At 61.6% G+C, this 20,934-nt stretch carries 20 protein-coding genes and 1 pseudogene; 15 read left to right on the top strand and 6 right to left on the bottom strand.

Going from position 1 to position 20,934, the window contains the following annotated elements:
- Window positions 1-5 precede the first annotated feature (5 nt).
- The 8 genes from arsJ (at window position 6) to J3P89_RS13635 (ending at window position 8,178) form a co-directional block, all read left to right on the top strand.
- On the top strand, window positions 6-1,211 hold the full coding sequence (gene arsJ / locus J3P89_RS13670; RefSeq protein ID WP_434697882.1) for an organoarsenical effux MFS transporter ArsJ: 1,206 nt from the start codon (window positions 6-8) through the stop codon (window positions 1,209-1,211).
- A gap of 127 nt (window positions 1,212-1,338) precedes the next feature.
- Window positions 1,339-2,070 carry a GntR family transcriptional regulator gene (locus tag J3P89_RS13665; protein WP_434697881.1) on the top strand — a complete coding sequence of 244 codons (732 nt, stop codon included), beginning with the start codon at window positions 1,339-1,341 and terminating at the stop codon, window positions 2,068-2,070.
- Window positions 2,071-2,193: 123 nt separating this feature from the next.
- A complete protein-coding gene (locus J3P89_RS13660) occupies window positions 2,194-3,483 on the top strand; it encodes an MFS transporter (protein ID WP_434697880.1) in 1,290 nt (429 codons plus the stop codon).
- Window positions 3,484-3,510: 27 nt separating this feature from the next.
- Entirely contained in the window at window positions 3,511-4,341 is an 831-nt protein-coding gene (locus J3P89_RS13655) for an amidohydrolase family protein (protein WP_434697879.1), read from the top strand.
- Between the two features lie 253 nt (window positions 4,342-4,594).
- Entirely contained in the window at window positions 4,595-6,712 is a 2,118-nt protein-coding gene (locus tag J3P89_RS13650) for a PAS domain-containing sensor histidine kinase (RefSeq protein ID WP_434697878.1), read from the top strand.
- Entirely contained in the window at window positions 6,709-7,071 is a 363-nt protein-coding gene (locus tag J3P89_RS13645) for a response regulator (RefSeq protein ID WP_434623979.1), read from the top strand. Before J3P89_RS13650 ends, J3P89_RS13645 begins: the two co-directional genes overlap by 4 nt.
- Window positions 7,072-7,091: 20 nt before the next feature.
- Window positions 7,092-7,535, top strand: a complete 444-nt coding sequence (locus tag J3P89_RS13640) for an HIT family protein (RefSeq protein WP_434697877.1) — start codon at window positions 7,092-7,094, stop codon at window positions 7,533-7,535.
- Between the two features lie 124 nt (window positions 7,536-7,659).
- A complete protein-coding gene (locus tag J3P89_RS13635; protein ID WP_434697876.1) occupies window positions 7,660-8,178 on the top strand; it encodes a hypothetical protein in 519 nt (172 codons plus the stop codon).
- Between the two features lie 29 nt (window positions 8,179-8,207).
- Here the strand turns inward: J3P89_RS13635 and J3P89_RS13630 are convergent.
- Window positions 8,208-8,513, bottom strand: a pseudogene (locus J3P89_RS13630) (AraC family transcriptional regulator); the annotation flags it as partial.
- Between the two features lie 335 nt (window positions 8,514-8,848).
- On the opposite strand from J3P89_RS13630, the gene J3P89_RS13625 reads away from it, so the two are divergent.
- A complete protein-coding gene (locus J3P89_RS13625; RefSeq protein WP_434697875.1) occupies window positions 8,849-10,012 on the top strand; it encodes a (R)-mandelonitrile lyase in 1,164 nt (387 codons plus the stop codon).
- On the opposite strand, the gene J3P89_RS13620 is transcribed toward J3P89_RS13625, so the two are convergent.
- Genes J3P89_RS13620 through J3P89_RS13610 form a run of 3 tightly spaced genes read right to left on the bottom strand, consistent with a single transcriptional unit; the run spans window position 10,000 to window position 11,857 of the window.
- A complete protein-coding gene (locus tag J3P89_RS13620) occupies window positions 10,000-10,893 on the bottom strand; it encodes a LysR family transcriptional regulator (protein ID WP_434697874.1) in 894 nt (297 codons plus the stop codon). The two genes, J3P89_RS13625 and J3P89_RS13620, sit on opposite strands and share 13 nt — an antisense overlap.
- Before the next feature lie 31 nt (window positions 10,894-10,924).
- Window positions 10,925-11,218, bottom strand: coding sequence for a hypothetical protein (locus tag J3P89_RS13615; protein WP_434697873.1), 294 nt, complete (start codon window positions 11,216-11,218; stop codon window positions 10,925-10,927).
- Between the two features lie 21 nt (window positions 11,219-11,239).
- The gene (locus J3P89_RS13610; RefSeq protein ID WP_434697872.1) at window positions 11,240-11,857 is read right to left on the bottom strand and encodes a YebB family permuted papain-like enzyme; all 618 of its coding nucleotides are present in this window, start codon (window positions 11,855-11,857) and stop codon (window positions 11,240-11,242) included.
- 99 nt (window positions 11,858-11,956) lie between these two features.
- Between J3P89_RS13610 and J3P89_RS13605 the strand changes: the two genes are divergently transcribed.
- A complete protein-coding gene (locus J3P89_RS13605) occupies window positions 11,957-12,691 on the top strand; it encodes a helix-turn-helix domain-containing protein (RefSeq protein WP_434697871.1) in 735 nt (244 codons plus the stop codon).
- Between the two features lie 27 nt (window positions 12,692-12,718).
- Here the strand turns inward: J3P89_RS13605 and J3P89_RS13600 are convergent, their stop codons facing one another.
- Window positions 12,719-13,747 carry an alpha/beta hydrolase gene (locus tag J3P89_RS13600; RefSeq protein WP_434697870.1) on the bottom strand — a complete coding sequence of 343 codons (1,029 nt, stop codon included), beginning with the start codon at window positions 13,745-13,747 and terminating at the stop codon, window positions 12,719-12,721.
- 25 nt (window positions 13,748-13,772) lie between these two features.
- On the bottom strand, window positions 13,773-14,219 hold the full coding sequence (locus tag J3P89_RS13595; RefSeq protein ID WP_434697869.1) for a cyclophilin-like fold protein: 447 nt from the start codon (window positions 14,217-14,219) through the stop codon (window positions 13,773-13,775).
- Window positions 14,220-14,343: 124 nt separating this feature from the next.
- Here J3P89_RS13595 and J3P89_RS13590 point away from each other — a divergent pair, with 124 nt between their 5' ends.
- The 5 genes from J3P89_RS13590 (at window position 14,344) to J3P89_RS13570 (ending at window position 20,674) form a co-directional block, all read left to right on the top strand.
- On the top strand, window positions 14,344-15,237 hold the full coding sequence (locus J3P89_RS13590; RefSeq protein WP_434604727.1) for a LysR family transcriptional regulator: 894 nt from the start codon (window positions 14,344-14,346) through the stop codon (window positions 15,235-15,237).
- A 310-nt stretch (window positions 15,238-15,547) separates the two neighbouring features.
- On the top strand, window positions 15,548-16,030 hold the full coding sequence (locus J3P89_RS13585) for a formate dehydrogenase subunit gamma (protein ID WP_434568628.1): 483 nt from the start codon (window positions 15,548-15,550) through the stop codon (window positions 16,028-16,030).
- Complete coding sequence (locus J3P89_RS13580; protein WP_434697868.1) at window positions 16,024-17,583, top strand: formate dehydrogenase beta subunit; 1,560 nt, start codon at window positions 16,024-16,026, stop codon at window positions 17,581-17,583. The genes J3P89_RS13585 and J3P89_RS13580 overlap by 7 nt, the downstream gene beginning before the upstream one ends.
- Entirely contained in the window at window positions 17,580-20,456 is a 2,877-nt protein-coding gene (gene fdhF, locus J3P89_RS13575; protein ID WP_434697867.1) for a formate dehydrogenase subunit alpha, read from the top strand. Before J3P89_RS13580 ends, fdhF begins: the two co-directional genes overlap by 4 nt.
- A complete protein-coding gene (locus J3P89_RS13570) occupies window positions 20,453-20,674 on the top strand; it encodes a formate dehydrogenase subunit delta (RefSeq protein ID WP_434697866.1) in 222 nt (73 codons plus the stop codon). Before fdhF ends, J3P89_RS13570 begins: the two co-directional genes overlap by 4 nt.
- Window positions 20,675-20,934: the final 260 nt, after the last annotated feature.

Here is a 20,934-nt window from a genome sequence, read left to right as displayed (position 1 = left end):
TCGTGATGAAAGCCTTGTCAGCCATAGCGCCGCAAGTGCGACAGTACCTGCTCGTCACCGGTAATTACTGGGCCTTCACCTTGACCGACGGCGCCCTGCGGATGCTCGTGGTATTGCACTTCCACGCGTTGGGCTATAGCCCGTTGCAGATTGCGGCGCTGTTCCTGTTCTACGAACTCTTCGGCGTGATCACCAACCTGCTGGGCGGCTACCTCGGTGCCCGGCTGGGCCTGAATCGGACGATGAACATCGGCTTGGGCCTGCAAGTGGTGGCGCTGCTGATGCTGACCGTTCCGTCCGCCTGGCTGACCATCGCCTGGGTGATGATGGCCCAGGCGCTTTCGGGAATCGCCAAGGACCTGAACAAGATGAGCGCCAAGAGCTCCATCAAGCTCCTGGTGCCTGACGGTGAACAGGGCAGGCTTTATCGCTGGATAGCGATCCTCACCGGCTCGAAGAACGCGCTCAAGGGCGTCGGCTTTTTCCTCGGCGGGGCGCTGCTCGCATGGATCGGTTTCCAGGGCGCATTGTTGGCGATGGCCGTCGTGTTGGCACTGATCTGGGGCGGTAGCCTGATCCTGCTGAAGAAGGACCTGGGCAAGGCCAAGGCCAAGCCCCGGTTTCGCGACATCCTTTCCAAGAGCCGGGCGATCAATATTTTGTCGGCCGCGCGAATGTTCCTGTTCGGCGCCCGGGATGTCTGGTTCGTGGTGGCCCTGCCGGTCTACCTGAGCAGTGTCTACGGCTGGAATTTCTCGACCGTGGGCGGATTTCTCGCCGCGTGGGTCATCGGCTACGGCATCGTGCAATCCCTGGCGCCGAACATCACCGGCAAGAAACGCGGGCAGGTGCCCGATGGACGCGCCGCGTTCCTCTGGGCGCTGGCGTTGGCGGGCTTGCCGGCGGCGATGGCCCTGGGGCTGTCACAACAGGCGATGCTGTTGGGCGGGCTGATGGTCTTTGGCGTGCTGTTCGCGGTGAATTCTTCGCTGCACAGTTATCTGATCGTGTCGTACGCCAAGGAGGACGGCGTGTCGCTGGACGTGGGTTTCTATTACATGTCCAACGCCATCGGCCGGCTGGCCGGGACGCTGCTTTCAGGTTGGGTCTACCAAGGGTACGGGTTGGCGGCGTGCCTTTGGATTTCCAGTGCATTGGTGTTGCTCGCCGCCCTGATTTCGTTGGTTTTGCCCCGTCACGCAGCGCACTGATTCGCTGCGCTTGCCGTTTCCGTTGGTCTGCAAAGTATCAGGCCCCGTCTTGACAACACGGCGGGTCGAAGCAAATACTCGGCGCAAATTCATATAGATGACTAGATAACAAGGTGAATATAGTCCTATGAACGCCCTGTCCAGCGACGCCCGCCTGCCGCTTTATCAACGTTTGCGTGACCAGCTGGCGGAGCAGATCGCCAACAATCGCTGGCGTCCGGGGGAGGCGATTCCCACCGAGGCGGCGTTGTCAGCCGAATACCAGCTGTCCACCGGAACCGTGCGCAAGGCAATTGATGCCTTGGTCAGCGAGGGCATCCTGGAGCGCCAGCAAGGGCGGGGCACCTTCATTCGTCGTCCGCAGTTCCAGTCATCGTTGTTTCGTTTCTTTCGCTTTCAGTCGGCGTCCGGTGAACGCCGGGTTCCGCAGAGTCGCATTCTGTCTGTCGAGCCGGTGGCGGCGCCATCGGCGGTCGCACAGGCCTTGGGGTTGCCGGTCGATGCGCCGGTGATCCGCATCGTCCGGGTGCGTCTGCTGGAAGTCGAGCCGGTGCTCGCCGAAGAAATCTGGCTGCCACGTGGCCGATTCCAGCCGTTGCTGGAGATCGACCTGAACCAGAAAGGGCCGTTGCTTTATCCCATCTACGAGGAAATCTGCGGGCAGGTGGTTGCCTATGCGCAGGAAACCCTCACGGCCGAATCGGTCAACGAGGTGCACGCGCGCTTGTTGCAGGTTCCGGTCAACAGCCCGGTGGTGGTGATCGAGCGTCTGGCCCGCGATTACGCCGGCAACTCGCTGGAATGGCGCCGTTCGCGCGGGCATGCCGAGCATTTCCGCTACAGCGTCGAAATCCGCTGACTTCGGCGGGCTAGCGGCTTCTCGAATGCCGCTGCCCTTGCCCTGTGTGTTTTTCCTGACTGGCCCTGTAGCGGCGCGGTTCGCTCTCGGCTGCCTTTTGTTCCACTCATTAGGATAAAAATCATGTTCAGTTGGTATCGCCAGATCACTTCGCGGGAGCGCAAGACGTTTTGGGCGTGTTTTGGCGGCTGGTCGCTCGACGCGCTGGAAGTACAGATGTTCGGCCTGGCGATACCGGCATTGATCGCCGCGTTCGCCTTGTCCAAGGGCGATGCGGGGCTGATCAGCGGCGTTACGCTGGTGACCTCGGCCCTGGGTGGCTGGGTCGGCGGGACGCTGTCCGACCGTTATGGCCGGGTGCGCACGCTGCAATGGATGATCCTGTGGTTCTCGTTCTTCACCTTCCTGTCGGCGTTCGTCACGGGCTTTCACCAACTGTTGATCGTCAAGGCATTGCAGGGCTTTGGCATTGGCGGAGAGTGGGCCGCCGGCGCGGTGCTGATGGCCGAGACGATCAATCCGAAATACCGCGGCAAGGTCATGGGCACGGTCCAGAGCGCCTGGGCGGTGGGTTGGGGGCTGGCTGTCGGGGTCTTTACGCTGATCTACTCCCTGGTGCCGCAGGACATGGCCTGGCGGGTGATGTTCGTCGTCGGCCTGCTGCCGTCGTTCCTGATCATCTGGGTGCGCCGCAACGTCGAGGAGCCGGACAGTTTCCAGCGGCTGCAAAAGGAACAGGCGATTCCGCAGAGCTTCTTCAAGTCCCTGGGCGGCATCTTTCGCCCGGAACTGATTCGCGTGACCCTGTTCGGCGGTTTGCTCGGGTTGGGTGCCCACGGCGGTTATCACGCGGTGATGACCTGGCTGCCGACCTTCCTCAAGACCGAGCGCAACCTGTCGGTGCTCAATTCCGGCGGCTACCTGGCGGTGATCATCTTTGCCTTCTGGTGCGGTTGTGTCGTCAGTGGCTTGCTGATCGATCGCATCGGCCGGCGCAAGAACATCCTATTGTTCGCGCTGTGCTGTGTGGTGACCGTGCAGTGCTACGTATTCCTGCCGTTGAGCAATACGCAGATGTTGTTCCTGGGCTTCCCGCTCGGCTTTTTCGCAGCCGGCATTCCGGCCAGCCTCGGGGCGTTCTTCAACGAGTTGTACCCGGCGGATGTACGCGGTGCCGGCGTCGGTTTCTGCTACAACTTCGGCCGGGTGCTGTCGGCGGTATTCCCGTTCCTGGTGGGGCACATGAGCGATTCCATGTCCCTGGGATCAGCCATCGGCATTGATGCGGGCATCGCCTACGGCGTGGCTGTGCTCGCGGCGCTTTGCCTGCCGGAAACCCGAGGCCGTAGCCTTGAGGCATCTGCGTCACCGGCGCCCGCCGTGGCATCTGCCAGCGAGAGCGCCCGCGCCTGATCACTTTAATTTTGATAGATGAGAACCATGGTTGATTCCTGTACTACGTCGATGACCGGCATCGACTGCCATGCCCACGTGTTCAGCCGTGAGCTGGAGCTGGCTGCCGTGCGGCGTTACACACCGGACTATGACGCTACGCTTGCGCAATACCTGAACCATCTGCAGACCCATGGCTTGAGCCATGGGGTTCTGGTCCAGCCGAGCTTTCTCGGCACCGATAACCGCTACCTGCTCGCCGCGCTGGAACAGGCGCCGGAGCAACTGCGCGGGGTCGTGGTGGTGGAACCGGATATCAGCCGAGTCGAGCTGGAGGAGATGGCGCGGCTGGGCGTGGTCGGCGTTCGCTTGAACCTGATGGGCACGGCCTCGCCCGACTTTCGCGAAATCCTGTGGAAAGAGTTCCTTGGCCACCTTGCCGAATTGGATTGGCATGTCGAATTGCATGCCCCGGTAGAACATCTGCCGGGATTGATTCGCCAGTTGATGCCGTTCGGCGTCCGCCTGGTGGTCGACCACTTCGGTCGCCCCGATGCCCGTTCGGGCCTAGATCAACCAGGATATGCCGAACTGATGGCGCTGGGCTCCAGCGGGCAAATTTGGATGAAGGTCTCCGGTATCTACCGGCTGGCGGGCACCGAGCGGCAGAATCTGGCATTTGCCAGGGCCGCACTGGGCCTGCTGGAGCAGAGTTTTGGCGCCCATCGCCTGGTATGGGGGAGTGACTGGCCGCATACACAACACGAGGCAGTCGTCAGCTTCGATACGGTGACGCGCCAGTTACAGGATTTGCAGGTTTCGCTGCCGTTTATGCGTGCGCTTATGGTAGAAACGCCCCGCGCGTTGTTCCAATTTTGAGACTGGCGTGCCATGTCGCCGAATTTTCCTGAACTCGCAGGTTGAATAAGGATCTAGTATCCATTGCAGCTGCATGAAAAAATCCGCTCCGGCATGTAAAGGAATAGTCCGGGCTGGGATCGCCGACTCATGGGATACCGGGTCGTTGTGTAGCAGGCGCATTCAGCCAGGCGGATTGGGGATAGAAATGTCGAATATTGAAGCGTTTCCCAGGGAGACGCGTACACCGAGCGAGTACGAAGGACTTTTGGCGATGGGCGCAAACGCGCTCGACGCCATTCCTGGCGCGGTGTATCTGTGTGATCACAACGGCTGGCTGGTCCGCTACAACAGCGAGGCGGCCACCTTGTGGGGGCGAGCGCCGGTATTAGGGGAGGGCGGCGACCGTTTCTGCGGTTCCTATCGCCTGTTCCGGGCCGACGGTACGCCGTTGGCATTGGAAGACTGCCCGATGGCTTGGGCGCTGGAGTCGGGTACGGCGACGCGCAACCAGGAAGTGTTCATCGAGCGTCCTGACGGGACGCGGATCGTCGCGCTGGTGAACATCCGGGCCCTGAGGGATGAGCAGGGCACTATCCAAGGGGCGATCAACTGTTTTCAGGACGTTTCGGCGCACCACGCGATGGCCGACGAGCTACGGCGCAAGAATGCCGACCTGGAAGACTTCTTCGAAAACAGTGCGGTGGGCCTGCACATCGTCAGCGGCGAAGGCACCATTGTGCGTGCCAACAAGGCTGAGTTGGCCTTGCTCGGTTATTCGGCGCAGGAGTACATCGGCCGCCACATCACCGAGTTCCATGTCGATGAGCCGGTCATCGGTGACATCCTGAGCAAATTGAGCAACGGCGAATGCCTGGAAGACTATCCGGCTCGCCTTCGAGCCAAGGATGGTTCGATCAAGCATGTCACCATCACCTCCAACGGGCGGTTCGAGGACGGCAAGCTTTTCAACACCCGGTGCTTCACCGTGGACGTGACCTCGGTCCATGCGGCCGAGACGGCACGCCAGGAGAGCGACGACCGGTTGTCCGCAACCTACGAGGCGGCGACGATCGGCATTGCCGAAGCCGGGGCGGATGGCCGTCTGTTGCGGGTCAACGATGCGCTCTGCAACATGCTCGGGCGCTCGCGCGAAGAACTGCTGAACATGACTTTCCTGGGGTATACCCACTCCGACAGCACCGACGAAGACGCCGCGCTGTATGCGCGCCAAGTGGCGGGCGAGCTGGATAACTACGTGCTGCGCAAACGCGCCTTCAAGCCTGACGGCGAAACCGTCTACCTGGACATCCACAGCTCATCGGTCCGGGACTCCCAAGGCGTGTTTCGTTATGGCGTGCGGGTTATCCAGGATGTCACGCAGGCGCGGCGCATGGAAAACCAGATCCTCGAAAGCGAACGGCATATGCGCAACCTGCTCGAGGCGCTGCCCGCGGCGGTCTATACCACGGACGCGCAAGGCCGGATCAATTTTTTCAACCGGGCAGCGGTCGAGTTGTCGGGGCGTACGCCTGAACTGGGCGACCTTTGGTGCGTGACCTGGAAACTGTTCACCACCGATGGCAATTTTCTGCCCCACGACCAGTGCCCGATGGCGGTGGCCTTGAGGGAAAACCGGCCGATACGCGGGGTCGAGGCAGTCGCGGAGCGTCCCGACGGCAGCCGGGTCCCGTTCGCGCCTTATCCCACGCCGCTACACGACGCGCAGGGCAACCTGGTCGGCGCCATCAACATGCTGGTGGACATCTCCGAGCGCAAGCAGGCCGAAGACCGGCAGAAAACCCTGATCGACGAGCTCAACCACCGGGTCAAGAATACCCTGGCCACGGTGCAATCCCTGGCAGCCCAGACCGCCCGCAATGCGGTGGATGCCAAGGATGGTTACAACCGTTTCGAAGCCCGGCTTCTCGCGTTGTCCCGCGCCCACGATCTGCTGACGAGGCGGCATTGGGGCCAGACCCCGCTGGCCTCCCTGGCCCGGGAAGTGCTGGTGCCGATATTCGGAGCCGACCCTGGCCGTATCACCATCGAGGGTGATGCCATCGACGTCGATACCCGGGTCGCGCTCGGCCTGACCATGACCCTCAACGAACTGGCGATCAATGCGCTCAAGTACGGCGCGATGTCGGTCGAGACGGGCAGGCTTTCGCTGAACTGGAACGTCCAGTCGCAATCGAACGGCACCTTGCTGACCTTGGATTGGCGCGAGCAGGGCGGCCCTCCGGTGTTTCCGCCGGAACGTGAAGGGCTCGGTTCGCGGTTGATGAAGCGCTGCATCGAGCGCGATCTTGGCGGAATCTTTGTCCTGACTTTTGCACCTGAGGGCGTTCTCTGTCGCTTCTCGTTCATGGTCGTTGAGCAGTCTGCATGACCCGGTTTGCTGGTATCAGGGTTCTGCTTGTCGAGGACGAAGGCGCGGTCGCCATGTTGATCGAGGAAATGCTCGAAGAGCTGGGCTGCACGGTGGTGGCGTCAGTCCCACGACTCGCCCAGGCTCGGGAAAAAGCGGACACCCTGGAGGTTGACCTGGCAATTCTGGACGTCAATCTGGCTGGTGAACGAGTGTTCCCGGTGGCTGATATCCTGCGTGCACGTAACGTTCCTTTCCTGTTCAGCACCGGATACGGCGTCAGCGGCCTGCCCGCTGACTTCGCCCAGTGTCCGGTTCTGCACAAGCCCTTTTCCGAAAACGAATTGCAGCTGAAGATAGCGCTGACGCTGAAAAGTTGAAGTATTTGCGAGGAGCAACCATGAGCTTGTACGGCCAATACGATCCGCAGAACATCTTTGGGCTGATTCTTCGCGGCGAAGCGCCCTGCTATAAAATCTGCGAAGACGCTGATGTACTGGCCTTCCTCGATATTTTTCCGCAATCGCGCGGTCATGTGCTCGTCATCCCAAAGGCGGCCCAGGCGCGCAATATTCTTGATGTCGACCCCGCGGTGCTGGGCAAGATGATGTCGGCGGCGCAACGCCTCACTCGGATCCTCGTCGACGAGCTGCAGCCGGATGGCGTGCAGATCGCGCAGTTTAACGGGGCGCCCGCCGGGCAAACGGTCTTCCATATCCACGTCCACATCATCCCGCGCTGGGACGGCGCCGCGCCTGAGGCTCATGGACGGGGCAAGGCCGATCCGCAGGAGCTTGAAGCGTTGCAGGCGCGGCTGGTAGAGCGTATTCGTTCGCAAGAGTGATGGCTTAGACTTCCAAGGGGGCACCGAGTGTGCGCCCCACCGCAAAACCCATGACAAATCGTCACCAACCTCCAGTCCAGACGCTAATATCCGCGCCAATCCTTGGATATCGCGGACCCACCATATGAAATTGCGCCTGCTGACCGCTGCCTTGTTTTTCATCTGCACCCTGGCTCAAGCCGCAGAACCGAAACCCATTCCGCAAGCCTTGGAGGCACAGATCGGGCATCTGGTGGCGCTCCTCAAGGACAGCTATGCCACCGGCTACCCCGACGCGGCGCTGGTACAAACGCTCGATACCGGCGAGGACAGCCAGGTCACGCTCGCGGTCTTCACTATCGAGGGCTTTGGGATGGGCAACAATTACAGTCAGTACCTGGCGGCCTTCACCCCTGAGGAGAACGAAGAGGGCGTGCCGCATTACAGCCTGCTGGATGTGATGCGAATCGGCGGAGACAGCTGGCGAGCGATCGATAAGATGGACGCCAGGCTGGTCAGCGACCCGGCGGGTGAGCAGACCCTGATCGACATCGCGGCAATGGAAAACACCGACGACGATGCGCCGAACTTCCCTAGCAGAGCGGCAGTTATTCATCTGTCCTTGGCTGGTTCACAATCCCTGCGGTTGGTAGAGATAAAGTAGGGCGCTTTTGTAACGGGCGTTTTTATCCGCTATTGCAGTGGAACATACACATCGGTTTGCCATTGATCCTGTGGCGTCTCGGGATAGGCGCTCAGGTAGTGGAAAAACAGTGGCTGGTCACGCAGCTCCTCACCGCTCGCGGGGAGCCAGTCGCGGTAGATCGGGTAGATCGTTTCGCCGATATGATCGGGCGACCCCGCATGGCGTACCACGACGTAGCGGCCGCCGGGAATGACGAGTGGGCCTACGCCGAACTCATTCGGCGTCACGTCTTCGTGAATCTCACCGCAGATCGCAAATCGGAAGGCGTGCGCAGGTGTCGTATCGGGATCCCCGGAGCTGAGTCTCCGATGCCAATACACCCACCGTGGCGAGGGAGCTTGCTCCCGCTCGGTGGCGCAGCCGCCGCAAAACCGAGCCATGCGGTGTGTCTGGTAAAAGAGAGATGCTAATTCAGGGGCGCTTCGCCCGAAGCGTCGGACCGCCCCAGCGGGAGCAAGCTGCCTCGCCACGGTTGATGCGTTCGTCCGCGTAGATAGGGCAGCCCGCCGCTCTCGTATTGGCTAATTTATGTGTTTTCGATATGAGTCCTATGCCATTGCCGTGGTTTATCGATCAATGATGCACGGGTAATTTGCATCTCAAGGATATCCATAGAGAGGCAAACCCAATGAAGGCAAGCACCTTTTATCTTGCGTTATGCGCGGCGGCGCCTTTTGCCGACGCCGCTGGCCCGGAAAGCGCCAGCGAGTCGCGCAATTCACAACAGATCAGCCGGGCGGGCAGCCAGGCTTCCGCCGCGGGACCGGCGGACTATTTCACCGGACAGGTGCGTGTGGACCCGCTGTTCCCAGCAACGGAAGAGATCAACGTGTCTGGCGCCTACGTCACTTTTGAACCGGGCGCGCGCTCGGCCTGGCATACCCATCCCGCCGGTCAGCGATTGGTAGTGGTCTCCGGCGTGGGCCTGACGCAGGAATGGGGCAAGCCGGTGCAGCAAATCCATCCCGGCGACGTGGTCGTTTGTCCTGCGGGCGTCAAGCACTGGCATGGCGCGGCGCCGGACAGCGCCATGACTCATCTGGCCTTGACCGGCACGGTGGAGGGCAAGAATGTGCAGTGGTTGGAGAAGGTCAGCGACGAACAATACGGCGCCGGTGGAACGCTGACATCATCGGCCAAGCCAGATGCTGCGGCGGTTTCACAAACCCTGTCGGCCAAACAGCGAGCCATTCCGCTGATCGCCGCCGCCATGGCCACAAGCAACATGCCGGCTCTCGATAGCGCCCTGAATAAAGGGCTGGATGCGGGTCTCAGCGTCAGCGAGGCGAAGGAAATCCTGGTGCAGCTCTACGCTTACAGCGGGTTTCCCCGCAGCCTCAACGCGCTGGGCGAATTGATGAAAGTCGTGGAGGCCCGAAAGCAACGCGGCGTGCAGGATGCTCCGGGGCGCGAGCCGACTCGCCCGATCCCTACCGGCGATGCATTACTGGTGGCGGGCAAGGCCAACCAGACACGGATCGCCGGCGCGCCTGTCCAAGGGCCGCTGTTCGACTTCGTCCCGGTCATCAACCAATATCTGCAGACGCACCTGTTCGGTGATATTTTCGAGCGCGACAACCTCGACTGGCAAAGTCGGGAGCTGGCGACGGTCGCCGCGCTGGCCGTGACCCCAGGGGTGGAGTCACAACTGCGTTCACACATGGCTGCGAGCTTGCGGGTCGGATTGAGCGCTGCGCAATTGCGCCAATTGATCCAGCTGCTGGACGAGCAGGGCGAGGCCGCTGCGGCCAAGCGTGCCGCTGAGGCACTGGATGCCAGTCAGTCCTCGTAACGCAAGGCTTCGCGCAGCAGCGTGAAGGCCGGAGAGGTCTGGCGGCGACTCGGGTAGTACAGGTGATAGCCGGAAAACGGCTCGCACCAATCCTCCAGTACCCGGGTCAGCCGGCCTTGCGCGACAGCATCCAGCACCAGATCTTCCGGCATGAAGGCCAGCCCCAAGCCCTGGAGCGCCGCCTCCAGGCGCATGGCAATCGTGTTGAAAACCAGTTGGCCTTCTACCCGGACTTGCAGTTCCTGACCGCTTTTTTCGAATTCCCAGACATACAGGCCGCCATGAGTCGGCATGCGCAGGTTGATGCAATTGTGCGCCGTCAGGTCGTTTGGAATCAGCGGCTTGGGATGTTGGGCGAAGTACGCCGGCGAGCCGACGACCGCCATGCGCATGTCGGGGCCGATGCGCATGGCGATCATGTCCTTGGCGACCTGCGGGCCGAGCCGCACGCCGGCATCGAACCCCTCAGCGACGATATCGGTAAAAGCGTAGTCGACGATGATCTCGATGCTCAGGTCGGGATTGTCCGGCAGCAGCTTGGCGAGAACCGGCTGGAGCACGGTGATTGCGGAATGCTCGCCAGCGGTGATACGCAATTTTCCGGCCGGTTTGTCGCGAAACTCACTGAGCATCGCCATCTCCTGATCGATCTCTTCAAACCGCGGCGCAACCACCTGCAACAGGCGTTCGCCCGCTTGGGTCGGGGCAACACTTCGCGTGGTACGCGACAACAGCCGGACTCCCAGCCGTTCTTCCAGTTGTCGCATCGCCCGACTCAGTGCCGGTTGCGACATGCCAAGCCTGGCCGCCGCCCGAGTGAAGCTGCGCTCTTGGGCCACGACTGAGAAGATGGCGAGTTGGTCGTAGCGTTCGGTGGTCATTGAGCCGTCTCTGGATTTTTTCGGGGGACTGCTACTCGCGCCCAATCAAGACGCGATACCTGATATCCCGGTCAAACGGGTCTTCCGGGTTCTCGTAGGTCTCAAGCATTTCAAGGAACCCCGCGCGCTCAAGACTGGCCAGATGCTCAAGGGTCCAATCGGCAGGAAAGTCGCCGGAAAAATCCTTTCCTTGATGTTCAACCCATCGAAAAACCGGGAAGGGCATGTAACCGAGCCACTCAGAGCGATAGGTGATCTCGTCAGAATCGCTGGTTGCTACTGCGGCGCGGATCTTGTTCTTGATGGCTTCCTGGTGTTCATCCATGGTGTTTTGGTCCTGGTTGGATCATGCCGTTCCACTCGCTTGTGAGTTGAAAATGATGCGCACCTCCGAACTCTGAAGCAAGCTTTCCGGGGTGACGGTACGACGTTGCCAAGGGATTCGGCCGAAGAACCACAGCCGCCAAAAGGCGAGATTCGGATCGGCGTTATCTTGTAGTAACGTCGCGAACGTTTCCACTTTGCCGACCTGGATGTTCGTCGCTTCATCGATGACTTCACGAACGAAACGGGAGCAGAACTGGCGTCGCGAGGCCAGGTTGAAGCCTGTGTCGTAAAATCGGCCCAGCCGATGATCAGCGGCATTCCTGAACGCCTTGCGTTGCGTGTCGGTAAGAGGGTGCGTGAGCCTGGCGACGGCGCAGCGTCCCTGTTCGGAGCGCTTGAGGAAACGGCTGAGCGAGGTGGTTCGTGAAAGCGGGAAGGTACTCTCTGCAATCAGCGGCTCATCGCCATGGTCGTCGACCACCACACCGACATGGTTCGTCCAAGAGTTTGTCGCGCTGGCAACCTCTCGGAAGGGCCGTGCGGGGACCCGGATGAACACCATATCGCCAATCCGCAGATCTCCGGCGAAGGATTCGCCTGCTATTGGGGAAACGGGCGTCACGCTTTTGATGAACATGCTGAACTCTCGGTTTTTGTGAGAGCCAAGCATGCGGAGCAGGTGGCGTAATTCGCAACGTCTTCGCTGATTTTTCGCTAAGCTGATACCAAAGGTATCGTGAGCCAGATTTCTCAACTCATCATCACCATCAAGCAACGGCTGAAAGCCGCCGGCCTGACCTATCGTGATGTTGCCCAGGCGCTTGATCTGTCAGAGCCTAGCGTGAAGCGCCTGCTGGCGAGCGGTCGCCTGACGGTCGAACGCCTTGCCCAGCTTTGTGAGTTGCTGGGCATGACAATGGCTGAACTGCTCCAGGAGGCGGAGCGTTTGACCCCGCGCTTGCACATGCTGACGCGTGAACAGGAAGCGCAACTGGTTTCAAACGAAAAGCTGTTGTTGGTAGCGGTGTGTGCGGTGAATCACTGGACGCTGGAAGACATTGTGTCCGGCTACTGCGTATCGAAAGCCGAGTGCATCGGCCATTTGATCGTGCTGGAGCGGATGGGCCTGGCAGACGTGAAACCGGGAAATCGCATCAGGTTGCTGGTGGCGCGGGATTTCGACTGGCTGCCGGACGGCCCTATCCGAGGGTTCTTCCTGAAACAGGGCCTGCCGGATTTCATGGCCAGTCGATTCGACCTCGCTGATGAAACCCTGCATTTCACCCATGGGATGCTGACCCAGCCCGCTTACGCCCAGTTGCAGGGCGAGATCCAAAAGCTGCGCAGCAAACTGGCGGCGCTCCACAACGAATCGTTGAGCGCGCCACTGTCCGAGAAGCGCGGTACTGCGCTGTTGCTGGCAATGCGAGTGTGGGAGCCGCTGGCGTTCAGGACGCTTAAGCGGGGCTAGCCGACAAGGGCGGTCGAGCAAATATCATCACTTCAAATTGCTCTTGAAGAAACTCGTCAACTTATCGAAAGGAATCAGATCGACCCGGTCATAAAGATCGACATGCCCGGCGCCTGGAATGATGACCAGTTCCTTGGGTTGACCGGCAAGCTTGTAGGCCTCTTCGCTGAACTCCCTGGAATGCGCATCGGCGCCGGCAATGAACAGCATCGGATGAGGCGAGATGGTCTCGATGTCGTTGAGCGGATAGAAATTCATGAACTTGATGTTGCTGGTCAGCGTCGGGGGCGTGGTCAGGTCCCTGGAAGAGCTGGCGGGCGTGAATTCGCCGCGGGGCGTGCGGTAGAAATCGAAGAACTCACGCTGGATAGGATGGGTGTTTTCATCCAGTTGATGCACGGTGCCGCTGGTGTAGAGCGTTTCGCCACCCGCGAATTCGACGTTACGCTGCTGGGTGGCTTGGGCGATGATGGCGCGGCGTTGGTCCAGCGTTTGGGAATGCTTCAATCCGTTGCGATTGACGCCGCCCATGTCGTACATGCTCACGGTTGCGATGGCTTTCATGCGTGGATCGATCTTGGCGGCGCTGATCACGAAGCTGCCGCTGCCACAGATGCCGAGAGCGCCAATGCGTTCCTTGTCGACAAAGGGCTGGGCACTGAGAAAGTCCACCGCCGCGCTGAAGTCCTCGGCATAGATATCCGGCGAGACTGCATTGCGCGGTCGTCCCTCGCTTTCGCCCCAGAACGACAGATCCAGGGAAAGGGTCACGAAGCCTTTTTTCGCCAGCTTGGTGGCATACAGATTGGCACTTTGCTCCTTCACCGCTCCCATCGGATGGCCGACGACGATCGCCGGATTGCGGGTCTTGCCATTGAGCTTTTTCGGAATGAACAGGTTGCCCGCCACGTTCATTTGGTATTGGTTCTTGAAGTTGACCTTCTGTACGGTCACTTCATCACTGCTATAAAAATTGTCTGCGCCTTGGGACATATCGGCTCCTATCGCTGAGAGCGAACTGACGAGAAGGGTCAATAAAACGAGGATCTTTTTCATGGGAGGTCCTGCCGATGCGTAGGCATCAATCGTGGGAGAACGTTACTTGCACCGTCCCCTGGCCCAGCGCTTGAGCCAGTTTTGAGGTGTCGTTCACGTGGCCCAGGCGCGTGTACGCGTAGGTTGAGTTGAGGTCCTTGTAGAAGACGACCAGGGTGTCCTTGCCGTACAGCATCAGGTCGCCGTTGCGGATTGTTCCCGGCCGGCTCGCCTTGACGGGCAGCGCTCGGGGGAGGGTGGCGTATTTTTCGTTGCGGTTGAGATCGCTCATCTCCAGTGTCAGCGGGGCTAACGCGGCAAGCGATTGGGCTGCGGTGGCATTGGCCAGAGTGATACCAAAGCGTTGTTCGCCGACGATCATCCACATGTCAGGTTTCTCCGCTGTCAAAGAGGCCGATGCGGCATCGCTCCCGGCCATGCAGCTGCCCAGCATGAGCAAAGAGGCCAGCAAACCAAGACTGGCAGAGCGCATCGGGGTTCTGTGTCGGGTTCTGTTCATGGGCCCATGGTGACGCGCGAGCACTGATGCGACTAGCTAATGAGTACTTAACAAGGCTATAAGCCTGGCTAATCAATAGCTCTTGAAGTGCTTCGCCATGGTCAAACGCAATCTCAACGATCTGCTGTCTTTCGTCACCGTGGCGAGGGAGGGTAGTTTTACTCGTGCTGCCGGTGCATTAGGCGTCACCCAGTCGGCGCTGAGCCAGGCGATCAGTGGCCTGGAGGCGCGTTTGCAGATCCGCTTGCTGACGCGAACCACCCGCAGCGTATCGCCAACCATCGCTGGCGAACGGTTGCTGCAAGCCATCGGTAATCGTTTCGATGAAATAGAAACCGAGCTGGACAGGCTTACGGAAATGCGCGACAAGCCCGCTGGCACCGTGCGCATCACCTGTGGCGATCACGTATTACGCACGACCTTGCTCCCCAAGCTGACCGGATTGCTGCACGAGTACCCGGACATCAACGTCGAGTTCGATGTGTGTTACGGGTTCCGGGACATCGTCGCGGATCGCTTTGATGCGGGGGTGCGCCTGGGCGATACCATCGACAAAGACATGGTGGCCGTGCCGATAGGCCCTGCGTTGCGGATGGCGGCTGTTGCTTCACCTGAATACTTCGCCAGTCGGGCCATTCCGAAGAGCCCGCGCGACCTGCTCGGCCATCGCTGCATCAATCAGCGTATGCCGACGTCGGGCGGGCTATATGTCTGGGATTTCGAGCGGCGCGGCAAGGAAGTGAACGTCCGGGTGGATGGGCAGTTGATCTTCAACACATCGACCCACATCGTCGAAGCCGCGCTGGCCGGATTGGGGGTGGCGTACCTGCCTGAAGAAGAATTCGAACCGCACCTCCAGGCGGGCCGGCTGGTGCGCGTACTGGAGGATTGGTGCCCGCCGTTTCCCGGGTACTACCTTTATTACCCCAGCCGACGGCAACCGTCGCCCGCGTTTACCCTGGTTGCCAATGCATTGCGTAATATCAACTGACACTGGCAGGCGCTCGGGTCCGTCAGAGAGTCGTTGCATCGTCTATCTTGTCAGGAACGGTTTTTTCGAAAAGCAAGCTAACCAATAGTCGCTTTCAGGACACGTTTCGTCGTCCACGTGCAATCGCCGCCCCCCGGGAGTGGCAAGCTGTGAAGATGCCCCGGACCAGGTGCGCCAAAGACACCTGGCCGGAGAGCAGGAATGGCGATCGGATTTGCCACGCTACCGTGACGTGGGCCGCACGCCCTAGCCAAGACTCCGGACGACTACCGCCACGCGGCGGTGTCGTTCGAGATGCCGAGGTACGTTTATGCCTGATGAGACGCTTCACCTGCCTCTGATTCACGGCGTGCTGGCGCGCAAGAAGGACACCCCCGGTGCCTTGTTGCCCATCCTTCATGCCATCCAGGAAGGTTGCGGGTACATTCCCGACGCCGCGGTCCCTGAAATCGCCCATGCCCTCAATCTCAGCCAGGCTGAAGTGCGCGGGGTAATCAGCTTCTACCATGACTTTCGCACCACGCCGCCGGCGCGCCATACCCTGCGCCTGTGCCGGGCGGAGTCGTGCCAGAGCATGGGGGCCGAAGGCCTGGCTGCGCAGTTGCGCGAACAACTGGCGCTGGACGATCACGGCACCAGTGCCGACGGGGCGATCAGCCTGCGACCGGTCTATTGCCTGGGCGCCTGTGTGTGCTCGCCGGCCCTGGAGCTGGACGGGGAGTTGCACGCACGGCTGACCCCCGAACGCCTGCGCCAGTTGGTGAACGGTTGCCTGGAGGATGGCCCATGCTGACCCTCTGCATTCCCCGTGATTCAGTGGCCCGCGCCGTCGGTGCGGACAAGGTGGCGGATGCGCTGGTGCGCGAGGCCGAGCGTCGTCAATTACCGCTTGAGGTGCTGCGCACCAGCTCTCGCGGGCTGTATTGGCTGGAACCCTTGGTGGAGCTTGAAACGCCGGAAGGGCGGTTGGGGTTTGGCCCGGTCAACGCGCAAGATGTACCAGGCCTGCTCGATGCGCTTGGCCACGACCCGGGCGGTCATCCTTCGGCCTTGGGGCTGGTGGAGAACATTGCGTATCTGAAAAGCCAGCAGCGCCTGTTGTTTGCGCGTGCCGGCATCACCCGGCCCTTGTCCCTCGACGACTATCGGGCCAAAGGCGGGTTCCTCGGCCTGGCCCGGGCGATCCGGATGGACGGCGCCGAGGTGGTTGCCCAGGTACTCGATTCCGGCCTGCGCGGCCGGGGCGGCGCGGCGTTCCCGGCAGGCATCAAATGGCGCACTGTGCGCGACGCACCGGGCCCGCAAAAATACGTGGTCTGCAATGCCGACGAAGGCGACTCCGGTACGTTCGCCGACCGCATGTTGATGGAAGGCGATCCGTTCCTGCTGATCGAAGGCATGGTCATCGCCGGGATCTCCGTTGGCGCCACCATGGGCTATATCTATGTGCGCTCGGAATACCCGGACGCCATCAGCACGCTGAACGAAGCGCTGCACATCGCCCGCGAGGCCGGTTACCTGGGCGCCGATGTCGGCGGCAGTGGCCGCGCCTTCGAGCTGGAAGTGCGAGTGGGCGCCGGCGCCTATATCTGTGGCGAAGAAACAGCGCTGCTGGAATCTCTCGAAGGCAAGCGCGGGATGGTGCGTGCCAAGCCGCCGCTGCCGGCGTTGCAGGGCCTGTTTGGCTTGCCGACGCTGGTTCATAACGTGGTGACCCTGGCCTCGGTGCCGGTAATCCTGGAGAAGGGCGCGCAGTTCTATCGCGACTTCGGCATGGGCCGCTCACTGGGCACCATGCCGTTCCAGCTGGCCGGCAACGTTCGTCGCGGCGGGCTGGTGGAGCGGGCATTTGGCCTCAGTCTGCGCGAGTTGGTGGAAGAGTATGGCGGCGGCACCGCCAGCGGTCGTCCGTTGAAGGCCGCGCAAGTCGGCGGCCCGCTGGGCGCGTGGGTCCCACCCGCGCAGTTCGACACGCCGCTGGACTACGAAGCGTTCGCCGCCATGGGCGCGATGCTCGGCCACGGTGGCGTGGTGGTTGCCGACGACAGCCTGGACATGGCCCGGATGGCCCGGTTCGCCTTGCAATTCTGCGCCGAGGAATCCTGCGGCAAATGCACGCCGTGTCGCATCGGTTCGACCCGTGGCGTCGAGGTGGTGGATCGCTTGATCGCCAGCACCGATGCCAACGTCCGCCAGGAACAGGCGGCGTTGCTGCAAGACCTTTGCGACACCCTGCAATACGGCTCGCTCTGTGCCCTCGGTGGGATGACGTCCTACCCCGTCGCCAGTGCCCTCAAGTACTTCCCCGCCGACTTCGGTCTGGCGACCACGGAGGCCGACCAATGATCAACATCTTCGATCCCGCCAGCGACATCGACCTGGGCACCCCGGCCCGAGTAAGCGACGTGCAGGTCAGCCTGACCATCGATGGCCGTGAAATCAGCGTTCCCTCCGGCACGTCGGTGATGCGCGCGGCGGCCTTGCTCGGTACTACCATCCCGAAACTGTGCGCCACCGACAGCATGGAAGCCTTCGGCTCCTGCCGCATGTGCCTGGTGGAGATCGACGGGATGCGCGGTTACCCGGCCTCGTGCACCACGCCGGTGACCGACGGCATGGTGGTCCGCACCCAGACCTCAAAGCTCGCCACGCTGCGTCGCAACGTGATGGAACTGTATATCTCCGATCACCCGCTGGACTGCCTGACATGCCCGGCCAACGGCAACTGCGAGTTGCAGACCGTGGCCGGGCAGGTGGGCTTGCGGGAGGTGCGCTACGGCTACGAAGGCGCCAATCACCTGGCCGAAGCCAAGGACGTGTCCAACCCTTATTTCGACTACGACCCGAGCAAGTGCATCGTTTGCAGCCGCTGTGTGCGTGCCTGCGAGGAAATCCAGGGCACCTTCGCCCTGACCATCAGCGGGCGCGGCTTCGATTCCCGTGTCGAAGCGGCCGGCGGTGACAACTTCCTCGACTCCGAATGCGTGTCCTGCGGCGCCTGCGTCCAGGCCTGCCCAACGGCCACGCTGATCGACAAGAGCGTCGTCGAAATCGGCCAGCCGGAGCGCAGCGTCGTCACCACCTGCGCCTATTGCGGCGTGGGCTGCTCGTTCCGCGCCGAGATGAAAGGCGAACAACTGGTGCGCATGGTCCCGGACAAGAACGGCCAGGCCAACCACGGCCACTCCTGCGTCAAGGGCCGCTTCGCCTGGGGCTACGCGACGCACCCGGACCGCATCACCAAGCCGATGATCCGCAAGCACATCAACGACCCGTGGCAGGAAGTCAGCTGGGAGGAGGCGGTTACTTACGCTGCCAGCGAACTGCGGCGCATCCAGCTCAAGTACGGGCGCGATTCCATCGGCGGTATCACCTCCAGCCGCTGCACCAATGAAGAAACCTACCTGGTGCAGAAACTGGTGCGCACGGCGTTCGGCAACAACAACGTCGACACCTGCGCGCGGGTCTGCCATTCGCCGACCGGTTATGGCCTCAAGCAGACGCTGGGCGAGTCGGCCGGTACGCAGAATTTCGACTCGGTGATGAAAGCCGACGTGATCATGGTGATGGGCGCCAACCCCACCGATGCGCACCCGGTGTTCGGCTCCCAGCTCAAGCGCCGCCTGCGCCAGGGCGCGCGGTTGATTGTCATCGACCCGCGGCGCATCGACCTGGTGGATTCGCCTCACGCCCGTGCCGAGCTGCATCTACAGCTGCGTCCGGGCACCAACGTGGCGATGCTCAACGCGCTGGCCCACGTGATTGTCACCGAGGGGCTGGTTGATGAGCCTTTCGTCAAAGAGCGTTGCGAGGCGACAGATTTCGCCCGTTGGCGCGACTTCATCAGCTTGCCGGAAAATGCCCCCGAAATCCTCGGCCCGGTGTGCGGCGTGCCCGCCGAGCAGATCCGCGCCGCCGCGCGGCTCTACGCCACCGGCGGCAACGCGGCCATCTACTACGGCCTCGGTGTCACCGAACACAGCCAGGGCAGCACCTCGGTGATGGGCATCGCCAACCTCGCCATGGCCACCGGCAATATCGGCCGCGAGGGCGTCGGGGTGAACCCGCTGCGTGGGCAGAACAACGTCCAGGGCTCCTGCGACATGGGCTCGTTCCCCCATGAGCTGCCGGGCTATCGGCACATCTCCAATGAAGCGGTGCGGGCCCAGTTCGAGCAGGCCTGGAACGTGACGTTGCAACCCGACCCGGGCCTGCGCATCCCGAACATGTTCGAGGCGGCGCTGGACGGCACCTTCAAGGCGCTTTACTGCCAGGGCGAGGACATCGCCCAGAGCGATCCCAACACCCAGCATGTGACTGCGGCGCTGACCGCTTTGGAATGCGTGATCGTGCAGGACATCTTCCTCAACGAAACGGCCAAGTTTGCCCATGTGTTCCTGCCGGGCAGCTCGTTCCTCGAGAAGGACGGTACCTTCACCAACGCCGAACGCCGTATCTCCCGTGTTCGCAAGGTCATGGACCCGTTGGCCGGCAAGGCCGACTGGGAAGCCACCATCGCCCTGGCCGATGCCCTGGGCTACAAGATGCACTACAACCACCCTTCGGAAATCATGGATGAAATCGCCCGCCTGACGCCGACCTTCAGTCGTGTCAGCTACGCCGAACTGGAGCGTCACGGCAGCTTGCAGTGGCCTTGCAACGATGCCGCGCCGGACGGCACGCCGACCATGCACATCGACCAGTTCGTGCGCGGCAAAGGGCGCTTCATGCTCACCGGCTATGTGCCCACCGAGGAGAAGGTCAATGGCCGTTATCCGCTGCTGCTGACCACCGGACGGATCCTCAGCCAGTACAACGTCGGCGCCCAGACCCGGCGCACCGACAACGTGGCGTGGCACGAGGAGGATCGCCTGGAAATCCACCCGACCGACGCCGAGAATCGTGGCATTGCCGAGGACGATTGGGTCGGTATCAGCAGTCGCGCCGGGCAGACGGTGCTGCGCGCCAGGGTCACCGAGCGGGTGGCGCCGGGGGTGGTCTACACCACCTTCCACTTTCCCGAGTCCGGGGCCAACGTGATCACCACCGACAACTCGGACTGGGCCACCAACTGCCCGGAATACAAAGTCACGGCGGTGGAAATCGTGCGGGTCAGCCAGCCTTCCGAATGGCAGAAGCGTTATCAGGCCTTCAGCGATGAACAGCGGCGCCTGCTGAAGGAACGTCGTCACGCCGAGAAAGCCGAGGTGCGCCGATGAGCTCGCAGAACCTGATCAAGATGGCCAACGAGATTGCCCGCTACTTCGCCACGGAGCCTGATCAGGCACTGGCGGTGAGCGGCATCCGCCAGCACATCAAGAACTTCTGGACGCCGGGCATGCGCAGGGATTTGCAGGGTTGGGAGGAGAAGCATCCGGATGCGGTTTTGCATCCGTTGGTGTTGGCGGCGTTGAAGGAGCCTGAAGCCATGAACTGACATGCGGGGCCCTGTGGCGAGGGAGCTGGCGCCCGCTGCTGAGTACATATCCATTGCTTGGGTAACGGCTACTTAGGGTTCCGCCCTTACGGCGGGTCACTTTTGGAAGAGCGCCAAAAGTAACCAAAAACGCTTTGCCCCACCACTCGGCACCTCGCCCGGGCTCGGTGTGCCTGAACGAAGGCATTGCTCCGTGGGCCCGCCGCGAAGGGCCGTCCCTGGCCCAGCGCGGCTAACCCGGCATCCATGCCGGGTTGCCC

The organism is Pseudomonas sp. Z1-14 (assembly GCF_051132005.1).
Taxonomy (GTDB): domain Bacteria; phylum Pseudomonadota; class Gammaproteobacteria; order Pseudomonadales; family Pseudomonadaceae; genus Aquipseudomonas.
The sequence above is the reverse complement of the archived record's forward strand: the minus strand, read 5'-3'. Positions and strand labels throughout refer to the sequence as shown.